General features: G+C 72.2%; 16 protein-coding genes. 4 read left to right on the top strand and 12 right to left on the bottom strand.

The window, feature by feature from the left end; translation table 11 throughout:
- From pcaD to ACFYOJ_RS33520, 7 genes are read right to left on the bottom strand one after another with little or no spacing between them, the layout of a single operon-like run.
- Positions 1–1,119 (bottom strand): 3-oxoadipate enol-lactonase, encoded by a 1,119-nt coding sequence (gene pcaD, locus ACFYOJ_RS33490; RefSeq protein ID WP_356557905.1) that lies wholly within the window; start codon positions 1,117–1,119, stop codon positions 1–3.
- 2 nt (positions 1,120–1,121) lie between these two features.
- Entirely contained in the window at positions 1,122–2,462 is a 1,341-nt protein-coding gene (gene pcaB, locus ACFYOJ_RS33495) for a 3-carboxy-cis,cis-muconate cycloisomerase (protein WP_356557878.1), read from the bottom strand.
- Positions 2,459–3,064: a protocatechuate 3,4-dioxygenase subunit alpha gene (gene pcaG / locus ACFYOJ_RS33500; protein WP_356557877.1), complete on the bottom strand. Its 606-nt coding sequence runs from the start codon at positions 3,062–3,064 to the stop codon at positions 2,459–2,461. Before pcaG ends, pcaB begins: the two co-directional genes overlap by 4 nt.
- Positions 3,065–3,069: 5 nt before the next feature.
- Positions 3,070–3,843, bottom strand: coding sequence for a protocatechuate 3,4-dioxygenase subunit beta (gene pcaH / locus ACFYOJ_RS33505; RefSeq protein ID WP_356557876.1), 774 nt, complete (start codon positions 3,841–3,843; stop codon positions 3,070–3,072).
- Between the two features lie 18 nt (positions 3,844–3,861).
- Complete coding sequence (locus tag ACFYOJ_RS33510) at positions 3,862–5,064, bottom strand: thiolase family protein (protein WP_356557875.1); 1,203 nt, start codon at positions 5,062–5,064, stop codon at positions 3,862–3,864.
- Positions 5,061–5,705: a CoA transferase subunit B gene (locus ACFYOJ_RS33515; protein WP_356557874.1), complete on the bottom strand. Its 645-nt coding sequence runs from the start codon at positions 5,703–5,705 to the stop codon at positions 5,061–5,063. The genes ACFYOJ_RS33510 and ACFYOJ_RS33515 overlap by 4 nt, the downstream gene beginning before the upstream one ends.
- Positions 5,705–6,460, bottom strand: a complete 756-nt coding sequence (locus tag ACFYOJ_RS33520; RefSeq protein ID WP_356557873.1) for a CoA transferase subunit A — start codon at positions 6,458–6,460, stop codon at positions 5,705–5,707. The genes ACFYOJ_RS33515 and ACFYOJ_RS33520 overlap by 1 nt, the downstream gene beginning before the upstream one ends.
- Positions 6,461–6,682: 222 nt before the next feature.
- On the opposite strand from ACFYOJ_RS33520, the gene ACFYOJ_RS33525 reads away from it, so the two are divergent.
- Positions 6,683–7,147 (top strand): MarR family transcriptional regulator, encoded by a 465-nt coding sequence (locus ACFYOJ_RS33525; protein WP_356557872.1) that lies wholly within the window; start codon positions 6,683–6,685, stop codon positions 7,145–7,147.
- Here the strand turns inward: ACFYOJ_RS33525 and ACFYOJ_RS33530 are convergent, their stop codons facing one another.
- Positions 7,148–8,218 (bottom strand): DUF3048 domain-containing protein, encoded by a 1,071-nt coding sequence (locus ACFYOJ_RS33530; protein WP_356557871.1) that lies wholly within the window; start codon positions 8,216–8,218, stop codon positions 7,148–7,150.
- A gap of 195 nt (positions 8,219–8,413) precedes the next feature.
- On the opposite strand from ACFYOJ_RS33530, the gene ACFYOJ_RS33535 reads away from it, so the two are divergent.
- Positions 8,414–9,604 carry a zinc-dependent alcohol dehydrogenase gene (locus ACFYOJ_RS33535; protein WP_356557870.1) on the top strand — a complete coding sequence of 397 codons (1,191 nt, stop codon included), beginning with the start codon at positions 8,414–8,416 and terminating at the stop codon, positions 9,602–9,604.
- 111 nt (positions 9,605–9,715) lie between these two features.
- On the opposite strand, the gene ACFYOJ_RS33540 is transcribed toward ACFYOJ_RS33535, so the two are convergent.
- Positions 9,716–11,896 (bottom strand): OmpL47-type beta-barrel domain-containing protein, encoded by a 2,181-nt coding sequence (locus ACFYOJ_RS33540; RefSeq protein ID WP_356557904.1) that lies wholly within the window; start codon positions 11,894–11,896, stop codon positions 9,716–9,718.
- A gap of 14 nt (positions 11,897–11,910) precedes the next feature.
- The gene (locus ACFYOJ_RS33545; protein ID WP_356557869.1) at positions 11,911–14,385 is read right to left on the bottom strand and encodes a ThuA domain-containing protein; all 2,475 of its coding nucleotides are present in this window, start codon (positions 14,383–14,385) and stop codon (positions 11,911–11,913) included.
- 189 nt (positions 14,386–14,574) lie between these two features.
- Between ACFYOJ_RS33545 and ACFYOJ_RS33550 the strand changes: the two genes are divergently transcribed.
- On the top strand, positions 14,575–15,588 hold the full coding sequence (locus ACFYOJ_RS33550) for a multicopper oxidase domain-containing protein (RefSeq protein WP_356557868.1): 1,014 nt from the start codon (positions 14,575–14,577) through the stop codon (positions 15,586–15,588).
- Positions 15,589–15,792: 204 nt separating this feature from the next.
- Complete coding sequence (locus ACFYOJ_RS33555) at positions 15,793–16,038, top strand: WhiB family transcriptional regulator (RefSeq protein ID WP_356557867.1); 246 nt, start codon at positions 15,793–15,795, stop codon at positions 16,036–16,038.
- Positions 16,039–16,074: 36 nt separating this feature from the next.
- Here ACFYOJ_RS33555 and ACFYOJ_RS33560 read toward each other — a convergent pair whose 3' ends face one another.
- Together ACFYOJ_RS33560 and ACFYOJ_RS33565 are read right to left on the bottom strand one after the other, a co-directional pair.
- Complete coding sequence (locus ACFYOJ_RS33560; RefSeq protein WP_356557866.1) at positions 16,075–17,049, bottom strand: acyl-ACP desaturase; 975 nt, start codon at positions 17,047–17,049, stop codon at positions 16,075–16,077.
- Between the two features lie 117 nt (positions 17,050–17,166).
- Positions 17,167–18,804, bottom strand: coding sequence for an ABC-F family ATP-binding cassette domain-containing protein (locus ACFYOJ_RS33565; RefSeq protein ID WP_356557864.1), 1,638 nt, complete (start codon positions 18,802–18,804; stop codon positions 17,167–17,169).
- Between the last annotated feature and the right edge of the window lie 132 nt (positions 18,805–18,936).

An 18,936-nucleotide genomic window follows, 5' to 3' on the forward strand; every position in this document is an offset into this window, starting at 1 on the left:
TCAGCTCCCGGTGGCGCCCTCCTCCTCGGCCAGCACCCGCTGGGCCGTCGCGAACGCCGAGTTCGCCGCCGGCACCCCGCAGTACACGGCCGTCTGGAGCAGCACGGCGCCGATCTCGTCCGGCGTGAGCCCGTTGCGGCGCGCCGCCCGCACGTGCATGGCCAGCTCCTCGTAGTGGCCGTGCGCGACCAGCGCCGTCATCGTGACCATGCTGCGCTCGCGGCGCGTGAGCGTCTCGTCGGTCCAGATCTCCCCCCAGGCGTAGCGCGAGATGAAGTCCTGGAACCGCGCGGTGAACGGCGTCTGCCGTTCCTGCGCCCGGTCCACGTGGGCGTCGCCCAGCACCTCGCGCCGTACCGCCATGCCCCGCTTGGCGCCCCCGTCGAAGTGCCCGCGCAGCGCGGTCAGCACCGCCTCGGGACGCTCGGCGGGCGCCAGGTGCGAGGCGCCCGGGATCTCCACCAGGGCGGCGCCCGGCACGGCGTCGGCGATCTCCCGCAGATGCGCGGGCGGCGTGGCCGGGTCCTCGCGGCCGGCGATCAGCAGCGTCGGCGCGGTGATCTCGCCGAGCCGGCCTCGCAGGTCGAACGCGGCCAGCGCGTCGCAGCAGGCCGCGTACGCCCCGGGGTCGGCGTCCCGGTGGTCCCGGACCAGCCCCGGCACGGTGAACCCGGGCGTGAACCACCGCGCGTCGGCGCTCTCGGCGAGCCCCTCCAGCCCCTCCGCGCGCACCGTCGCCGCCCGCTCCTCCCACGCCTTCGCACCGTTGAAGTGTGCCGAGGAGCAGATGACCGCCAGCGACGAGACCCGCTCCGGGTGGTGCACGGCCAGATGCAGACCCACCGCGCCGCCCAGCGACACGCCCGCGTAGGCGAACCGTTCCACCCCCAGCGAGTCGGCGAGCGCCAGCACCAGGACGGCGAGGTCCCCGACGGTGGCGCCGGGGCCGACGAGGTCCGCCGCCGAACCGCCGTGCCCCGGCAGGTCCCAGCGGATCACCCGGTGTCCGGTGGACAGCTCGGGCGCCACCTCGTCCCACAGGGCGTACGAGGTGCCCAGCGAGGGCCCGAGCAGCAGCGGGGGAGCGGAGGCGGGGCCTTCGGTCAGGTGGTTGAGCATGGTCAACGTCGCTCCAGAGCACGGTCGGTCAGGGCTTCGGCGGAGCCGGTGTAGCGGGCGGGGTCGGAAAGGGCGTCGAGATCGAGGCCGGTGTCCTTCAACTCCGGCACTTCGGCGAGCAGTTCGCCCAGGCTGCGGTCCTCGGCCCAGGTGCGCCGGGCGAGTTCGGTGAGCAGTGCCTTGGCGCGGGCCCGTCCGAGCACCGGCGCCAGCTCCGCGGAGAGCCGCTCGGACACGATCAGCCCGTGGGTGAGACCGAGGTGCGCGCGCATCACGTCCGGACGCACCTCGAGGCCCTCGGCCAGCTCGGCGGCGTCGCGCGCCGCGCCGCCGGTCAGCCGCAGCAGGTCCCGCAGCGGCTCCCACTCGGCGTGCCAGGCACCGGCCGGGCGCTCGTCCTCGGCGGCCAGCGAGCCGTACAGCGTGGCCGCGAGCTGCGGCGCGCGCCGGGCCGCCGCCGCGATCAGCGTGGAGCGCACCGGGTTGGCCTTGTGGGGCATCGCCGACGAGCCGCCGCCGCTGCCCTCCGCGACCTCGCCGGTCTCGGTGCGGGAGAGCGACAGCACGTCCGCGGCGATCTTCCCGAGGGCCCCGGCGGTGAAGGCGAGGCAGCCGGCGAGGTCGGCGACCGGGGTGCGCAGGGTGTGCCAGGGCAACAGCGGTTCCCGAAGGCCCAGTTCGCGGGCGTACGCCCCGGGCAGCGCGGTCGCGTCCTCGGCGCCGTACGCCCCGAAGGCCGCCAGGGTGCCCGCCGCGCCGCCGAGCTGGGCGGGCAGCGCGTCGCGCACGGCGGTGATCCGGTCCCGGGCGTCCAGCACCAGGGAACGCCAGCCCGCCGCCTTCAGCCCGAAGGCCGTCGGCACGGCGTGCTGGGTCAGGGTCCGGCCCGGCATCACCGTGTCCCGGTGCTCGGCCGCGAGACGGGCCAGCGCCCGTTCCGTCCGCGCCAGGTCGGCGAGCACCGGGCCCAGGGCGCGGGCGGCGACCAGCATCATGGCGGTGTCCATGATGTCCTGGCTGGTCGCACCCCGGTGCACATACGGCCCGTACTCCTCGCCGACCGCCTCCGTCAGGTCCGCGACCAGCGGGATCACCGGGTTGCCGCCGCCACGGGCGCGCTCGGCCAGCGAGCGCGGGTCGAAGCGGTCCGGGTCGGCGGCCCCGGTCACCGCGGCCGCCGCCCCGGCGGGAGCGAGCCCCAGCCCGGCCTGGGCCCGGGTCAGCGCCGCCTCCGCGTCCAGCAGGGCCCGCAGGAAGGCCCGGTCGCCGGTCGCGTCGGCGGCCGGGGAGCCCGCCCACCCGGGGGCGAGCAGGCTCGGTTCGGCATCGTGGGCTGGTGTCACCGGAACTCCAGGAAGACCGTTTCGCCTTCGCCCTGAAGGCGGATGTCGAAACGGTACGTGCCGTTGCCCTCGTCCCGGGCGATCAGCGTGCCGCGGCGCTCTGCGTCCACCCGGGACAGCAGCGGATCGGCGGTCAGCGCGGCGTCGTCGCCCGGCAGGTAGATCCGGGTGAACAGGTGCACGAGCAGACCGCGCGCGAACACGCACAGGCTGAGGTACGGCGCGCTCCGCCCGCGCGCGCCGGGGCGCAGGGTGCGCACGTACCAGTGCCCGTCGGCGTCGGTCTGGATGCGGCCGAAGCCGGTGAACTCGACGCCGTTGCGGCCGAGGAAGCCGCCGGAGGCGGGGTCGCGCCGCATCGAGCCGTCGGCGGTGGGCACGTTGCCGTCGGGATCCGGGCCCCACACCTCCAGCAGGGCGTCGGGCAGCGGCCGGCCCTCGCCGTCGTACACGTACCCGTGCACGGTGACGGTGTCCGGGTGGCCCAGCGGCGCGATCTCCTCGCCGCCGCGGAAGGGCAGCGCGTAGCCGTAGAACGGGCCGACCGTGTGCGACGGGGTGGGCAGCACGTTCTCCGGGCTGCCGGTGTCGGTCTTCGTCATGGCGGTCAGCGTCCTTCTTCGATCCAGGTGGCGTTCGGGCCGTCGAGCACGATGTCCCAGTGGTAGCCGAGGGAGAACTCGGGCACGGACAGACTGTGGTCGTACGTCGCTATCAGCCGCTGCCGGGCGGCGTCGTCGGTGACGGACTGCAGGATCGGGTCGTACGGGAACAGCGGGTCGTTCGGGAAGTACATCTGCGTCACCAGCCGCTGGGTGAACGCCGAGCCGAAGACCGAGAAGTGGATGTGGGCCGGACGCCAGGCGTTGACGTGGTTGCGCCAGGGGTACGGGCCCGGCTGGACGGTGGTGAAGCGGTAGAAGCCGTCGTCGTCGGTGAGGGTGCGGCCCACGCCGGTGAAGTTCGGGTCCAGCGGGGCGTCGTGCTGCTCGCGCTGGTGCGCGTAGCGGCCGGCCGAGTTGGCCTGCCAGATCTCCACGAGCTGCCCGCGCACGGGCCTGCCGTCGCGGTCGAGGAGGCGGCCGGAGACGGTGATGCGCTCGCCGACCGGCTCCCCGGTGTGCTGCCGGGTGAGGTCGCTGTCGATCTCGGTGATGTCCCGCTCCCCGAAGGCGGGGGAGGACAGCTCCACCAGCTCCGGGTCCTTGGTGACGTCGATGGCGATCGGCGGCTGCTTGGGGTGGCGCAGCACCGAGGAGCGGTAGGGGGCGTAGTCGCGGCGCGGGTGGTGCTCGACGGGGCCGCCCTCGGCGACCCGCTTCTCGTAGGCGGCGTGCTCGGCCGCGATCTCCGCGTCGATGTCGTGCTGGGTGAGAGTCATGACGGTTCCCGTGGGTGGCTAGCGGTCGAGGACGAGGGCGAGGCCCTGGCCGACGCCGATGCAGAGGGTGGCGACGCCCGTGCCGCCGCCCTTGCGGGCGAGCTGGTGGGCGACGGTGCCGGCGAGACGGGCACCGGAGGCGCCCAGGGGGTGGCCCAGCGCGATGGCTCCGCCCTGGGGGTTGAGGATCGCGGGGTCGAACTCGGGCCACTCGGCGACGCAGCCCAGCACCTGGGCGGCGAAGGCCTCGTTGAGTTCGAGGACGTCCAGGTCGGCGAAGGTCTTGCCGGCCCGGGCGAGGGCGCGGTTCACGGCCTCGACGGGGGCGAGACCGAACCAGTGCGGGTCGGTCGCCGAGACGCCGGTGGCCGAGACCCGGGCGAGCGGCTCGCGGCCGGTGGCCTTCAGGCCCTCCTCGTCGACCAGCAGCAGCGCCGCGGCGCCGTCGTTGAGCGGCGAGGCGTTCCCGGCGGTCACGGTGCCGTCGGTGGTGCGGAAGGACGGCTCGAGCCCGGCCATCGCCTCCAGGGAGGTGTCCGGGCGTACGCACTCGTCGGCGGCGAAGTCGACCGGGTCGCCCTTGCGCCGCGGCACCGGCACGGGCGCGAGTTCGGCGTCGAACAGGCCGTCCGCCTGCGCCCGCGCGGCCTTGCGGTGGGAGGCGAGGGCGAACTCGTCCTGCCGCTCGCGCGAGATCCCGTGCTTGTCGGCGATCAGCTCCGCCGACTCCCCGAGCGGGATCGTCCACTGCGGGTCCATCCTCGGGTTGACCATGCGCCAGCCCAGGGTGGTGGAGTACAGCTCGGTGTGCCCGGCGGGGAAGGGCCGGTCCGACTTGGGCAGCACGTACGGCGCGCGGGTCATCGACTCGACCCCGCCCGCCAGCGCGATCGAGGCGTCGCCGACGGCGATGGCGCGGGCCGCCTGGATCACGGCCTCCAGGCCGGAGGCGCACAGCCGGTTCACGGTCACGCCCGGCACGGAGGTGGGCAGACCGGCCAGCAGCGCGGCCATGCGGGCGACGTTGCGGTTCTCCTCGCCGGCGCCGTTGGCGTTGCCGAAGTACACGTCGTCGATGCGGGACGGGTCCAGGGCGGGGGTGCGGGCGAGCAGCTCCCGGACGGCGTGCGCGGCCAGGTCGTCGGGGCGCACGCCCGCCAGGGAGCCGTTGTACCTGCCGAACGGGGTCCGGACCGCGTCGACGATGTAGACGTCCTTCACTTCAGTCCCTCCGCGACGGTCAGCTCGGCACCGGTCCTGGCGGTGATCTCGTCGACGCTCACGCCCGGTGCGGTCTCCACGAGGACCAGGCCGGCGTCGGTGACGTCCAGGACGCCGAGGTCGGTGATGACCCGGTTCACGCACGCCCTGCCGGTGAGCGGCAGCGTGCACTCCTCGAGGATCTTCGGCGAGCCGTCCTTGGCGGTGTGCGTCATCACCACGATCACGGTGCGGGCGCCGTGGACGAGGTCCATCGCCCCGCCGATCCCGGTGATCATCTTGCCGGGGACGGCCCAGTTGGCCAGGTCGCCGCCGGCGGAGACCTGCATCGCCCCCAGCACGGCGACGTCGATGTGCCCGCCGCGGATCATGCCGAAGGAGAGCGCCGAGTCGAAGAAGGAGGCGCCCGGCAGGACCGTGACGGTCTCCTTGCCGGCGTTGATCAGGTCCGGGTCGACCTCGTCCTCGGTGGGGTAGCGGCCGGTGCCCAGGATGCCGTTCTCGGACTCCAGGGTCACCTCCACGCCCTCGGGGAGGTGGTTCGGGATCAGCGTCGGCAGGCCGATGCCGAGGTTGACGTACTGGCCGTCCCGCAGCTCCCGGGCCGCCCGCGCGGCCATCTGTTCACGCGTCCACGCCATCAGGAACTCACCGTCCGCCGCTCGATCCTCTTGTCGGCGGCCTGCTCCGGGGTGAGGGCCACCACCCGCTGCACGAAGATCCCGGGCAGATGCACCGCGTCCGGGTCGATCTCGCCGGGCTCGACGAGCTCCTCCACCTCGGCGACGGTGATCCGCCCGGCCATGGCCGCCAGCGGGTTGAAGTTCCGGGACGCCTTCGCGAACACCAGGTTCCCGTGCCGGTCCCCCTTCGCCGCCCTGACCAGGGCGAAGTCGGTGCGGATGCCGCGCTCCAGCACGTACTCCACGCCGTCGAACTCGCGGACCTCCTTCGGCGGCGACGCCAGCGCCACCCCGCCGGAGCCGTCGTAGCGCCACGGCAGCCCGCCGTCGGCGACCTGGGTGCCGACGCCGGCCGGGGTGTAGAAGGCGGGGATGCCCGCACCGCCGGCCCGCAGCCGTTCGGCCAGCGTGCCCTGCGGGATCAGCTCCACCTCCAGCTCACCGCCGAGGTACTGGCGCGCGAACTCCTTGTTCGCCCCGATGTAGGAGCCGGTCACCCGGGCTATCCGCCCGGCGGCCAGCAGCACCGCCAGCCCCGACTCCATCGCGCCGCAGTTGTTGGAGACCACCGACAGCCCGCCGGTCCCGCGCGCGTACAGCGCCTGGATCAGCACGTTCGGCACACCGCTGAGCCCGAAACCGCCCACCGCGAGCGACGCGCCGTCCGGCACGTCGGCCACGGCCTCACCGGCCGTGGCCACCACCTTGTCCATCCGAGAAGCCCCATCTCTTCCGAGCGCCCCGAGCCGTGCATACGGCTATTTAGTCAGCGCACTGAGTATTTCGGCGAGGTGTCCCACACGCTGCCACCGGACGGCTGAGGCGTCAAGACCTTGAAAAGAGCGAGGTAGATCGCCTGTGAAGCCGTCGGGCGATTTCCGGGCGGGCGATGTATCGTCAGTGCACCGACGAACATCGCCGCTAGGGGAACGCACATGGCCGCGGTCGACCTGACCACCCACCCCGGGCATCTGGCCCGGCGGCTGCAGCAGGCGCACCACCTGCTGTGGAACACGATGGTCTCCGAGGAGACCACCTCGCCGCAGTTCGCGGTCCTCAACGCGCTCGTCGCCGAACCGGGGCTGGACCAGCGCACCGTGGGGGAGCGGGTGGGGCTCGACCGGTCCACCATCGCGGAGGTGATCAGCCGGCTGGGCCGCCGCGGACTGCTCGACAAGGACCGCGACCCGCAGGACGGCCGCCGCTTCCTGCTGCGCCTGACCGACGAGGGGCTGCGCGTCCACCGCAGGCTGTCCGTGCGGACGGCCAGGATGAACCAGGTGTTCCTCGCCCCGCTCACCGCCGAGGAGCGGAGCGTCTTCTTCGACCTGATCCTGCGGGTCGCGGACGCCGCCGAGAGCCTCCGCGACCCGTCCGGACCGGTGGTGGCACCGGGCTGATCAGGTGGTCCCCGTGAACACCACCCACACGGGACCCTCGGCGAAGTTCACCGCGGCGCCGCCGGCCGTGGTGAAGGACGTGCCCTTCCCGGCCGCCTCGCGCTTCCAGGCCGCCTCGTAGGAGCGCCCGTCGCGCAGCACCTCGGCCTTCCCGGACCCCACCGACTCCACGTACGGGGAGTTGGCGCCGCGGAAGTCCCGGAAGGCGGACTCGCGCACCCGCACGTGCTGGACGACCACCGTCGCCGGTGCCGGACCCCCGCCCGGGGCCGTGGCGGCGGGCTCGCCGTCCATGGAGACCAGCCAGCGGTCCCGGTCCGCCGACCAGGTGAAGGTGAACTCCGCCGCCGGGTAGCGCACCGTGCGCGAGGCCAGCGCCCGGCCGCCTCCGGGCGCCTCGCCGTAGGAGAAGCCGGTGGTCAGCGCGGCGGCGCCGCCGGGCTCCGGCAGCAGCCGGCCGGGCCGCACGTACAGGTTGTGCGGCGCGGCACGGCTCTCGTCGCGCGTGTACGCCCCGGGTGCCTCGTCCGGGGAGGCGGCCCGCAGGGGAGCCCGGTCGATCAGCGGCAGCAGCTTGTTCTGCGCGCCGGAGAAGGCGAGCGCCGGACGGTCGAACTGGCGCAGCAGTTCCAGGTCGGACTCGCGGGCGCTGCGCACCGGCCCGACCGACTTCGGCAGCGTGGTGGCGTAGACCGCCATGAGGCGGCTCAGCCCGCCCTCCACCGGCTCCACGTAGACGACGTCCGCGGCGTCCAGTCCCGTCTGCGGCCGGGCCGCGGGCGCGTTGTCGACCTTGACGGCGAGGACGGGGCCACTCCTGTGGTGCGTGCCGTGCGACCGCTCCAGATGCGGCGCCCGGCCGTCGTCCCGGCCGGCCGGGGAGGTGGTGCAGCCGGCCGCCAGCGCGGCGGCCACCGCGGCGGCCAGCAGCGCCGGCACGGCGCCGGCCGCGCCGGCCCGCGCGCCGCGCCGTGCTCCCGCCCGGGGGCCGCCGCGTCCCTCGCGTCCGTCGCCGCCGTGCCCGTCGCCGTCGCGTCCGCCGTCGTTCCGTCTGCGTGACCCTCGTCGCATACCGACCATCCGCCCGGCCATCCTGTTCCTAGATTGTCCGCTTCTTGAGCATTCATGGCCATACCCGACTGAATCCGACAGCGCACCCGGAATCCGCTGTTCGGCCGAGCCACGGCGGTTCGGCGGGGGAGGCCCCGGGTACCCGGCCGCCACGCAGGACCGACGCGCACGGGTGACCGGAGGGAGCGCGAGGCGATGAAGGCAGTGGTCTGGCAGGGCAAGCGGGACGTGCGGGTCGAGGACGTGCCCGATCCGAGGATCCAGGAGCCGACGGACGCGGTGATCCGTGTGACGTCCAGCGGCCTGTGCGGCTCCGACCTGCACCTCTACGAGGTGCTCACACCGTTCATGACACCGGGCGACATCCTCGGCCACGAACCCATGGGCATCGTGGAGGAGGTCGGGGCCGAGGTGCCGGACCTCAGGCCCGGCGACCGGGTCGTGGTGCCCTTCCAGATCGCGTGCGGCCACTGCTACATGTGCGGCACCGGACTGCCGACCCAGTGCGAGACCACCCAGGTCACCGGCGAGGGCATGGGCGCCCCGCTGTTCGGCTACACCCGCCTGTACGGCGCGGTGCCCGGCGGCCAGGCCGAGTACCTGCGCGTGCCGCAGGCCCAGTACGGGCCCATCAAGGTGCCCGAGGGCCCCGCCGACGACCGCTTCGTCTACCTCTCCGACGTCCTGCCCACCGCCTGGCAGGCCGTCCGGTACGCCGCCGTCCCCCGCGGCGGCACCGTCGCCGTGCTCGGACTCGGACCCATCGGCGACATGGCCTGCCGGGTCGCCCGGCTCACGGGCGCCGACCGCGTGTTCGGCGTGGACCTGGTCCCCGAACGCCTGGCCCGGGCCCGCGCCCGCGGCGTGGAGACGTACGACCTGCGGTCCTTCGACAACGAGAAGGAACTGGTCGCCGCCGTCCAGGACGAGACCGGCGGCCGCGGACCCGACGCCGTGATCGACGCGGTCGGCACCGAGGCGCACGGCAGCACCGTCGCCAAACTGGTCCAGCAGTCCGCGGCCGTGATGCCCCGGGCCATCGGCGGCCGCCTCGCGGAGCGCTTCAGCATCGACCGGCTCGCCGCCCTCTACACCGCCATCGACCTGGTGCGGCGTGGCGGCACCATCTCGCTCAGCGGCGTCTACGGCGGCATGGCCGACCCGATGCCGATGCTGACCATGTTCGACAAGCAGATCCAGATGCGCATGGGGCAGGCCAACGTGCGCCGCTGGAGCGACGAGATCATCCCCCACCTCACCGACGAGGACCCCCTCGGCGTCGACGACTTCGCCACCCACCGGGTCCCGCTCGCCGAGGCGCCGCACGCCTACGAGATGTTCCAGAAGAAGCAGGACGGCGCGGTCAAGGTCCTGCTGAAGCCGTAGGGCCGGGAGGAGGCCGGCGGCGCGCACCCCGCGGGACCTCGGCATCACGACCATGCCCGCGTGCTTCGCCGGACTCGGCGACGTGCACGCGGGCATGGACGACGAGAGGGCCTACAGTTCCTTGATCCGGACGTCCCGGTACGACACCACGTCCGTCGTGCCGTGCACCTGGAGGCCGAGGTAGCCGGAGGCGAACCGCCGCCCGTCGGTGCCCGGGTCGTCCGGGCGCGCCGGGGAGAAGTCCTGACCGCCGAGGTTGTCGAACTCGTTGATCAGCACGCCGTTGCGGTAGACCGAGTAGTGCTGGTCGACCACCCGGATCTCGTAGTCGTTCCAGGTGCCCTTCTCCGTCACCCCGGCGCCGGCCAGGCCCACCCGGTCGAAGCCGTAGATCGACCCCGACTTGTACATGTCGCCGGTCGGGCTGTCGAACACCTGGACCTCGTGTCCGTACTTGATGGCGACCCACTCCGGCCTGGACTCCTCCGGGTGGTTGTGAACCTGCGGGAAGCGCACGAAGACGCCACCGTTGGTGTTCGCCGTGCCCGGCGCGTCGTCCCGCCACTGGAGCTTCAGCGAGAAGTCACCGTACTTGCGCTCGGGGAACCACAGCATGCCCATGCCCGGCGTGCTGGTGCTGGAGGTGATCGACCCGTCGGAGTTCAGCCCGAACGAACCGCCGCCCACCTGCTGCCACTTGGCGAAGGACGCCTGGGTGCCGTCCATGATCGTGCGGTAGCCCTCGGTCTGGCCGGGCAGACCGATCTTCGACTGACGGGCGGCCTGGTTGATCGCCCGGTACTCCCGCCGGTCGACGACGCCCTCGTCGAGCAGCGCGTCCATGACCTCGCGGACGTGCTTGAGGAAGAGCTGCTGCGACGACCACTCCCTCTCGTCCTCGATCAGCTCGTTGATCCGGCACCGGTTGTTGGTGACCCGGTTCGGCACACCCGTGTCGACCGTGCCGACGATCACCGTGAGGCGCTCGTCGTACTCCGGGCAGGGCGGCGGCGGCACCTGTCCCGACACCACCGTGAAGCTCACGGTCAGCGGGGCGGAGGTGTTGCCCGCCTTGTCGCTCGCCCGGTAGCTCACGGTGTGCCGGCCCACGCGGTCGACGACCACGGGCGCGGTGTACGCCAGGTAGGGCCCGGCGTCGAGCGAGTACTCCACGCCGGCCACCCCGGAGCCGCCCTCGTCCGTGGCGTTGACGGTCACCTTGGCACTGCCGACGTAGGCGCCGTCGGAGTTCTTGGTGCCGTCCACGGTCGCGCCGGTCACCGGCGGGGTGGTGTCCTCGGGGGGAGCGGCGACGACGGTGAAGGCGACGCTCTTCTCCGCCGCGACGTTGCCCGCCTTGTCGGTGGCGCGGTAGCGCACGGTGTGGGTGCCCGCCTGGTGCACCATCACCGGCGCCGTGTACGCCTGCCAGGCGCCGTCGCCGACCGCGTACTCGATGGTGTTGACGCCGCTGCCCGTGTCGGAGGCGGTGACGGTCACCGTCGCCATGTCGATGTACGCGCCGTCCGCGTTCTTCTCGCCGCTGACCGTCGCCGAGGTCTCCGGCGCGGTCGTGTCGTCGGTGTCCGGCGCGACCACCGTGAACGTCACGCTCTTCTCCTCGGCGGCGTTGCCCGCCTTGTCGAAGGCGCGGTAGCGCACCGTGTGGTCACCGACCTGGTCGACGACGACCGGCGTGGTGTACGGCTGCCAGGCACCGTCGGCGCCGATCGCGTACTCGACGCGGTCCACGCCGGAACCGGCGTCGGTGGCGTTGATCGTCACGCTCGCCGAGCCGACGTACTGGCCGTCGGCGTTCTGCGTGCCGCCCACGTCGGCCGAGGTCTCGGGCGCCGTCGTGTCCTCACCCCCGCCGCCCTCGGTCACCACGAGCACGCCCTTCATCTCCCCGTGCCCGGGGATCGTGCAGTAGTAGAGGTAGCGGCCGGGGGTGAGGGTGACCTCGGCGGTGTGCCTGCCGCCCTGGGCGTCGAACGGGCTGGCCAGGATGTTCAGCTGGACGTCGCTGTTGTACTCCGGGTCACCGGTCACGAACGTCAGCGTGTGCGGCATGCCGGTGGTGTTGCCGGTCGCCTCACTGTTCTCGAAGACGATCGTGGCCGGACCGGCCACCGCCGTCTCGGGCGCGGACGTGTACTTGGTGATGTCGTTGCCCGCCGTCCAGGTGAGCACCTGATCGGCGGCCGCGGCCTCCGCCACCGGCTGCCCGGAGGCGGACGTCGCCTGCAGCCCGAGCACCATCAGCAGGCCGGCCAGCAGGGCGGCCCACATCCTTCGTTGCCGTGTCACTCGCTCCCCCTCGCCAGCTGTCCGGCGGCCGGGGTGGGCCCGCCGCCCTCGTAGGTGACCCGCCACAGGGCCGACCTGGAGTCCGAGGTGAAGAAGCCGCGGCCGTAGTCCTGGACGTACAGCGCGCCGTCCGGACCGAACTTCCAGTCCATCAGGTTCTTGATGCTGTCGTTGCCGACCGGCACGATCCTCTTCAGCGACTCCGCGTGCACCGGCAGACCGCCCTCGCCCTGCGTCCTCGGATCCATCAGCACCGCGTGGCGCGGCTGGTCGGCGTCGTAGAAGTCGCCGACGAACCACTTGCCGTCCCAGTAGGCCGGCCACTTGGTCCCGCTGGTGCTCGCCGCGTCGTAGCGGTAGACCGGACCGTTCATCGCGGCCTGGCCGCCGCCCTTGAGCCAGGGCAGCCGGTAGACGGCCTCGTCCTGCTTGTAGGAGGGGACCCCGTTCGCGTCGCGCGGGAAGTCGGGGCCGCCGCCCTGCGGCGAGTACCAGATGTTGTTGCCGGTCACCGGCGGCAGGTTGACCAGGCCGTCGTTGTTCGGCGACTCGTTCTTCGGGGCGTCGCAGTCGTACCAGCCCAGCGGCTTCGACGGGTCCGGCAGGTTCCGGTCCCGGTAGGGCTGCTTGTTGCCCATGCAGTACGGCCAGCCGTGGTTGCCCGCCTCGGTGATCACGGCGAACGTGTCGTACTTCGCCGGTCCCCACGTCGGCGACGGCGCGCCCGCGTCCGGCCCGACCCAGCCCGCGTACAGGATGTCGGTCTTCTTGTCGACGGAGATCCGCGCCGGGTTGCGCACGCCCATCACGTAGATCTCGCCGCGGGTCTTGCCGCCGCCCTCGGCGGTCTCCCTGCCGGTGAACAGGTTGCCCTCGGGGAGCGTGTACGTCCCGTCCGGCTCCGGGTGGATGCGCAGGATCTTGCCGTTGAGGTTGTTGGTGTTGCCGGCGGTGCGGCGGGCGTCCGCGAAGGACACGCCCTTGAAGTCCGGCTCGGGATTGTTGCCGGAGTAACCGTCGCTGAACTGGCTGGAGTTGTTGTCACCGGTCGCGATGTACAGATTGCCCTCGGAGTCCCAGGCCATCCCGCCGCCCGCGTGGCAGCAACTGTGGATCTGCACCGGCCACTTCAGCAGCACCTTCTCGCTGCCCAGGTCCAGCCTGTTCGTCGCGCGGTCGAGCGTGAAGCGGGAGACGCGCCGCTCGGCCATGCGCGTGTCGCGGTTGATCCCCGAGTGCGGTGTGTAGTGCAGATACACCCACCCGTTCTCCGCGAACCGCGGGTCCAGCTCGATGCCGAGCAGGCCCTCCTCCACCTTGACCAGTTCGTCGCCGCCGCCCTTGTTGCCGAAGACGGTCAGCTCACCGGCGAGGGTGACCTCCTTGGTTCTCGGGTCCCAGACGTGGATCTGGCCCTTGCCCTTGCCGATGTCCGGGTCGTTCCAGTCCGTGATCACCGGCTGGGAGGAGTCCGCGCCGCCCCGGCCGATGGAGAACACGCGGCCGTCGGGCGCGGTGACCAGGCCGTGCGGCTCGCCGATCTGGTCGTTCTCGCCCGGCTGGTTGGGCTTCGTCAGGCGCTCGGCCCTGTAGTTCCCGGCGATGGTCGCCTTGCAGTCGGCCCGCACCAGCCGCGTCGTCCACAGCAGTGCGCCGCGCAGATGCGCGCGGAAGTCGGTCTCGTCGTACGACGACACCGTGCCGCCCATGCCGGTGTAGAAGGACCGTCCGCCGTCGTAGTCCCGGCACCAGCTGACCGGGTGGTCCGCCCCGTCGGCGCCCGCGCCGGGCGCGTACGTCGACTCGCGCACCCGGGCCACGGTGTGGACGTCACCGGACGGGTTCTTCTGCCAGTTCAGCCACTTGTCGGGGCGCTTCCACTCCATCGGCAGGTCCTTGGTGGCTGGATGGTTCCGGTCGCCGACCTCGACGGTGGCCCGCTGGACGTTCGCCGGGCCGGCGGCCGGCCGGGCGCCGACCAGACCGGTGAACCAGTCCGAGTACGGCTCCGCACGGGCCGCGTCGTGGATGCCGACGAAACCGCCGCCGGCCTCCATGTACGCCTCCAGGCCCGCCTCCTGGTCCGGATCGAGGACGTCACCGCCCCCGGTCAGGAACACGACCGTGTTGAACCGGCCCAGCTTCCGCTCGTCGGTGAAGACCGAGGCGTCGTCCGTCGCCACGACCTTGAAGCGCCGGTTCACCGGGCCGGACAGTCCGATCCGCTCGATCGCCGCGATCCCGGCGTTCACCACCGGCGACTCCTCCCCGGCCGCGGCGGACCCGTAGAAGATCAGGACGCGTACGTCGGAGCCGCCCGGCGGCGACTTGATCGACATCGTTGTCGGGGACGGACCCGGCGCCGGGTGCGCGCCGGCGACGGGGCCCGACAGCAGCCCGGCGGTGACGAGCCCGGCGGTCGCGAACGCCGCCCAGCCCTTTCTTCTCGCGCTCGAACCTCGTAAGTGCATGGGCGCCTCCTCGGTCACGGCAGCAGCGCCAAGGAAGTTAGACCTCTTTGCGTGCCGCGCCAAGAGGTATCACCAGGATGGGCCGAACTTTGTCCTGACTGTGGATAAACAGGGCGACGGCCGGTACGGTCGCACCGGCTCATCACCGCTACGTCTGAGGAAGTTCCGTACCAGTGTGGGGAGTTCGGCATGGACAGACGCGGCTTCAACCGCCGGGTGCTGCTGGGCGGCGCCGCTGCGGCGACATCGTTATCGGTGGCCCCGGAGAGCGCCGTCGCCGCCGGCCGGTCGCAGGCGGGGCAGGCGGGGCAGGTGGTGCAGGCGGGGACGGCACCGGCCGGTGGCGCGGTGAGGCACATCAGGCTCTACGCCGAGAAGCTGCCCGGCGGGCAGATGGGGTACGGGCTGGAGAAGGGCAGGGCGACGGTCCCCGGTCCGCTGATCGAGCTCAACGAGGGCGACACGCTGCACATCGAGTTCACCAACACGATGGACGTCAGGGCGAGTCTGCACGTGCACGGCCTCGACTACGAGATCTCCAGCGACGGCACGAGGATGAACCGGAGCGACGTCGAACCCGGCGGCACCCGCACCTACACCTGGCGCACCCACGCCCCCGGCCGCCGCAAGGACGGCACCTGGCGGTCGGGCAGCGCGGGCTACTGGCACTACCACGACCACGCCGTCGGCACCGAACACGGCACCGGCGGCATCCGCAACGGCCTGTACGGTGCGGTGATCGTGCGCCGCAAGGGCGACGTCCTGCCGGACGCCACGCACACGATCGTCTTCAACGACATGCTGATCAACAACCGCGCCCCGCACACGGGCCCGGACTTCGAGGCCACCGTGGGCGACCGCGTCGAGTTCGTGATGATCACGCACGGCGAGTACTACCACACCTTCCACCTGCACGGTCATCGCTGGGCCGACAACCGCACCGGCATCCTCACCGGCCCGGACGACCCCAGCCGGGTCGTCGACAACAAGATCGTCGGGCCCGCCGACTCCTTCGGCTTCCAGGTGATCGCGGGGGAGGGGGTCGGTGCCGGGGCGTGGATGTACCACTGCCACGTGCAGAGCCACTCCGACATGGGGATGGTGGGGCTGTTCCTGGTGAGGAAGACGGACGGCACGATCCCCGGGTACGACCCGCACGAGCACGGAGGGACCGGCGGGCAGACCCCGGGCCACGAGCACTGAGCCCCGGTCCTCCCGGCCCGCCGCCACGCCCGACGAGGCGCGGGACGCGGCGCCGCGAACCGCGCGCCGCCGTGCTTCTCCGCCCCGCACGGGGGACCATCCGGTGATGCCGGCACGTTCCGCGAGGCGGCCCCGCGCCGTGCCGGTGCCGCTGTTGATCTCGCGTTGATCGGACGTTTTCCGCCGCCGGGCACGCTCCTGCCCATGCACACCGACACCATCGCGACGCCCGACCTGGCCTGGCAGGAGGAGGCGTTGTGCGCACAGACCGGGGGAGACTTCTTCTTCCCCGAGCCCGGCAGCTCCGTGCGGGACGCGAAGCGGATCTGCGCCCTGTGTCCGATCCGTTCGGCCTGCCTCGAGTACGCGCTGGACAACGACGAGCGTTTCGGCGTCTGGGGCGGACTGTCGGAGAAGGAACGCATGGCCCTGCGGCGCACCACGCGCTGACCGCGCGCGACGCGCCGCACGGGCGACCGGCGCCGGTCAGCCCGCCGCGCGGGCTGCCATGCGGGCCTTGCGGGCCGCCAGCTTCTCGTCGAACTTGGACGCCTCCGCGTCCAGTCCGCCCATGAACAGCCCGAGTTCCTCCTGCGCCTTGAGGCCCTCGGGACCCAGCCCGTCGATCTCCATGACCTTCAGGAAGCGCAGCACGGGCTGGATGACGTCGTCGTGGTGGATGCGCAGGTTGTAGACCTCGCCGATGGCCATCTGCGCGGCGGCCCGTTCGAAGCCGGGGATGCCGTGGCCGGGCATCCGGAAGTTCACCACGACGTCCCGCACCGCCTGCATCGTCAGGTCGGGCGCGAGCTCGAACGCGGCCTTGAGCAGGTTCCGGTAGAAGACCATGTGCAGGTTCTCGTCGGTCGCGATGCGGGCCAGCATGCGGTCGCAGACCGGGTCGCCCGACTGGTGGCCGGTGTTGCGGTGCGAGATGCGGGTGGCCAGCTCCTGGAAGGCGACGTAGGCCACCGAGTGCAGCATCGAGTGGCGGTTGTCCGACTCGAAGCCCTCGCTCATGTGGGCCATGCGGAACTGCTCCAGCTTGTCCGGGTCGACCGCGCGCGAGGTGAGCAGGTAGTCGCGCATCACGATGCCGTGCCGGCCCTCCTCCGCGGTCCAGCGGTGCACCCAGGTGCCCCAGGCGCCGTCACGGCCGAACAGGCTCGCGATCTCGTGGTGGTAGCTGGGCAGGTTGTCCTCGGTCAGCAGGTTGACCACCAGCGCGATCCGGCCGATCTCGGTGACCTTGGACTGGTCCTTCTCCCAGGCCTCGCCGTCCTCGAAGAAGCCCGGGAAGTTACGGCCGTCGCTCCACGGCACGTACTCGTGCGGCATCCAGTCCTTGGCGACCGCCAGGTGTCGGTTGAGCTCCTTCTCGACGACTTCCTCGAGGGCGTACAGCAGCCGGGCGTCGGTCCAAGCGGCGGAGGTGCCAAGGTTCGGGGAAGTGATCGTCACGGGTACTCCAGGGGACGTACGGCACATCGGAAAGACCCGGCGAGCGGTGCCGGGAACCTACGGAATCGTAGGCTACGAAAGCGTAGGCTACGAGACCGTAGGTTACGTGACCGTAGGTTAAATGTGCCGTAAAGGCGGCTGAGCAGCGGTTTCCGGCTCCGTCTCCTTCAGTTCCCCGTCCTCCAGCAGCAACCGTCGCGTGACGCCGATCGAGTCCAGGAACGGCATGTCGTGACTGACCACGATCAGCGCCCCCTCGTACGACTCCAGGGCCGTGGTGAGCTGCCGGACGCTCGCCAGGTCCAGGTTGTTGGTCGGCTCGTCCAGCATCAGCAGCTGCGGCGCGGGCTCGGCCAGCATCAGCGCGGCCAGAGACGCCCGGAAGCGTTCGCCGCCGGACAGCGTCCCCGCGGGCCGGTCGGCGCGGGCGCCCCGGAACAGGAAGCGGGCCAGCCGCGCCCGGATCCGGTTGTCGGTGGCACCCGGCGCGAACCGGGCCACGTTCTCGGCGACGCTCAGCTCGTCGTCGAGGACGTCGAGGCGCTGCGGCAGGAAACGCAGCGGCACGTGTGCCGTCGCCTCTCCCGACACCGGCGCCAGCTCCCCGGCGATCGTGCGCAGCAGCGTCGTCTTGCCCGCGCCGTTGCGTCCGGTCAGCGCGATCCGTTCGGGACCGTGCAGATCGAGACCGCCCCGCACGCGCGCGCCGTGCGCGAGCTCCAGGTCCCGCAGGGTCAGCACGGTCCGGCCCGCGGGGACGGCGGTGTACGGCAGGTCGACGCGGATCTCGTCGTCGTCCCGCACGGCCTGTGCCGCGTCGTCGAGCCGCTCCTTCGCCTCGGCGAGCTTCTCCTCGTGCATGATCCGGTACTTGCCGGCGGACTCCTGCGCGGTGCGTTTGCGCATCTTCATCACCGCCCGGGGTTCGCGTTTGGTGTCGTACATCTTCTGGCCGTACCGCTTGCGCCGGGCGAGGACGACCTGGGCATCGGCCAGTTCCCGCTTCTGCCTGCGCAGGTCGGCCTCGGCGGCGCGCACCGTGCGCTCGGCCGCCTCCTGCTCGACGGCCAGGGCCTCCTGGTACGCCGAGAAGTTGCCGCCGTACCAGGTGATCTCCCCAAAGCGCAGGTCCGCGATCCGGTCGACCAGGTCGAGCAGCTCGCGGTCGTGACTGACCACGACCAGCACCCCGGGCCAGGAGGCGACGGCCGCGTACAGCCGTCCGCGGGCGTACAGGTCGAGGTTGTTGGTCGGCTCGTCCAGCAGCAGCACGTCCGGCCGGCGCAGCAGCAGCGCGGCCAGCCGGAGCAGCACCGACTCGCCTCCGGACACCTCGCCGACGGTGCGGTCCAGGCCGATGTGCCCGAGGCCGAGCTCGCCGAGCGTGGCGAGGGCGCGCTCCTCGACGTCCCAGTCGTCGCCGACGGTCTCGAAGTGCTCCTCGGCCACGTCACCGGCCTCGATCGCGTGCAGCGCGGCCCGCCGCGCGGCGATGCCGAGCGCCTCGTCGACGCGCAGGCCGGTGTCGAGCGTGACGTTCTGCGGCAGGAGACCGACCTCGCCGGTCACCCGGACGGTGCCGCCGGTGGGCGTCAGCTGTCCGGCGAGGAGCTTCAACAGGGTGGACTTCCCCGACCCGTTGGCACCGACGAGGCCGGTCCGGCCGGCGCCGAACACGGTGTCGAGCCCCTCGAAGAGGGGGGTGCCGTCGGGCCAGGCGAAGGAGAGGGAGGAACAGGTGAGGGAGGTATGCATACAGGTCTCCGCGGTTGCTCGAAGCGGTCAGGGGCAGACGCGTATCGAGACACCGGAGGGCGGCGACCGACGCCGGGCGGGGAAAGGAGGAGTCCGCGGGATCGCGGGGCACGGAAAAGGCCCTGCTCCGCA

It is taken from the genome of Streptomyces sp. NPDC006384, from assembly GCF_042870695.1.
Lineage (GTDB): Bacteria > Actinomycetota > Actinomycetes > Streptomycetales > Streptomycetaceae > Streptomyces.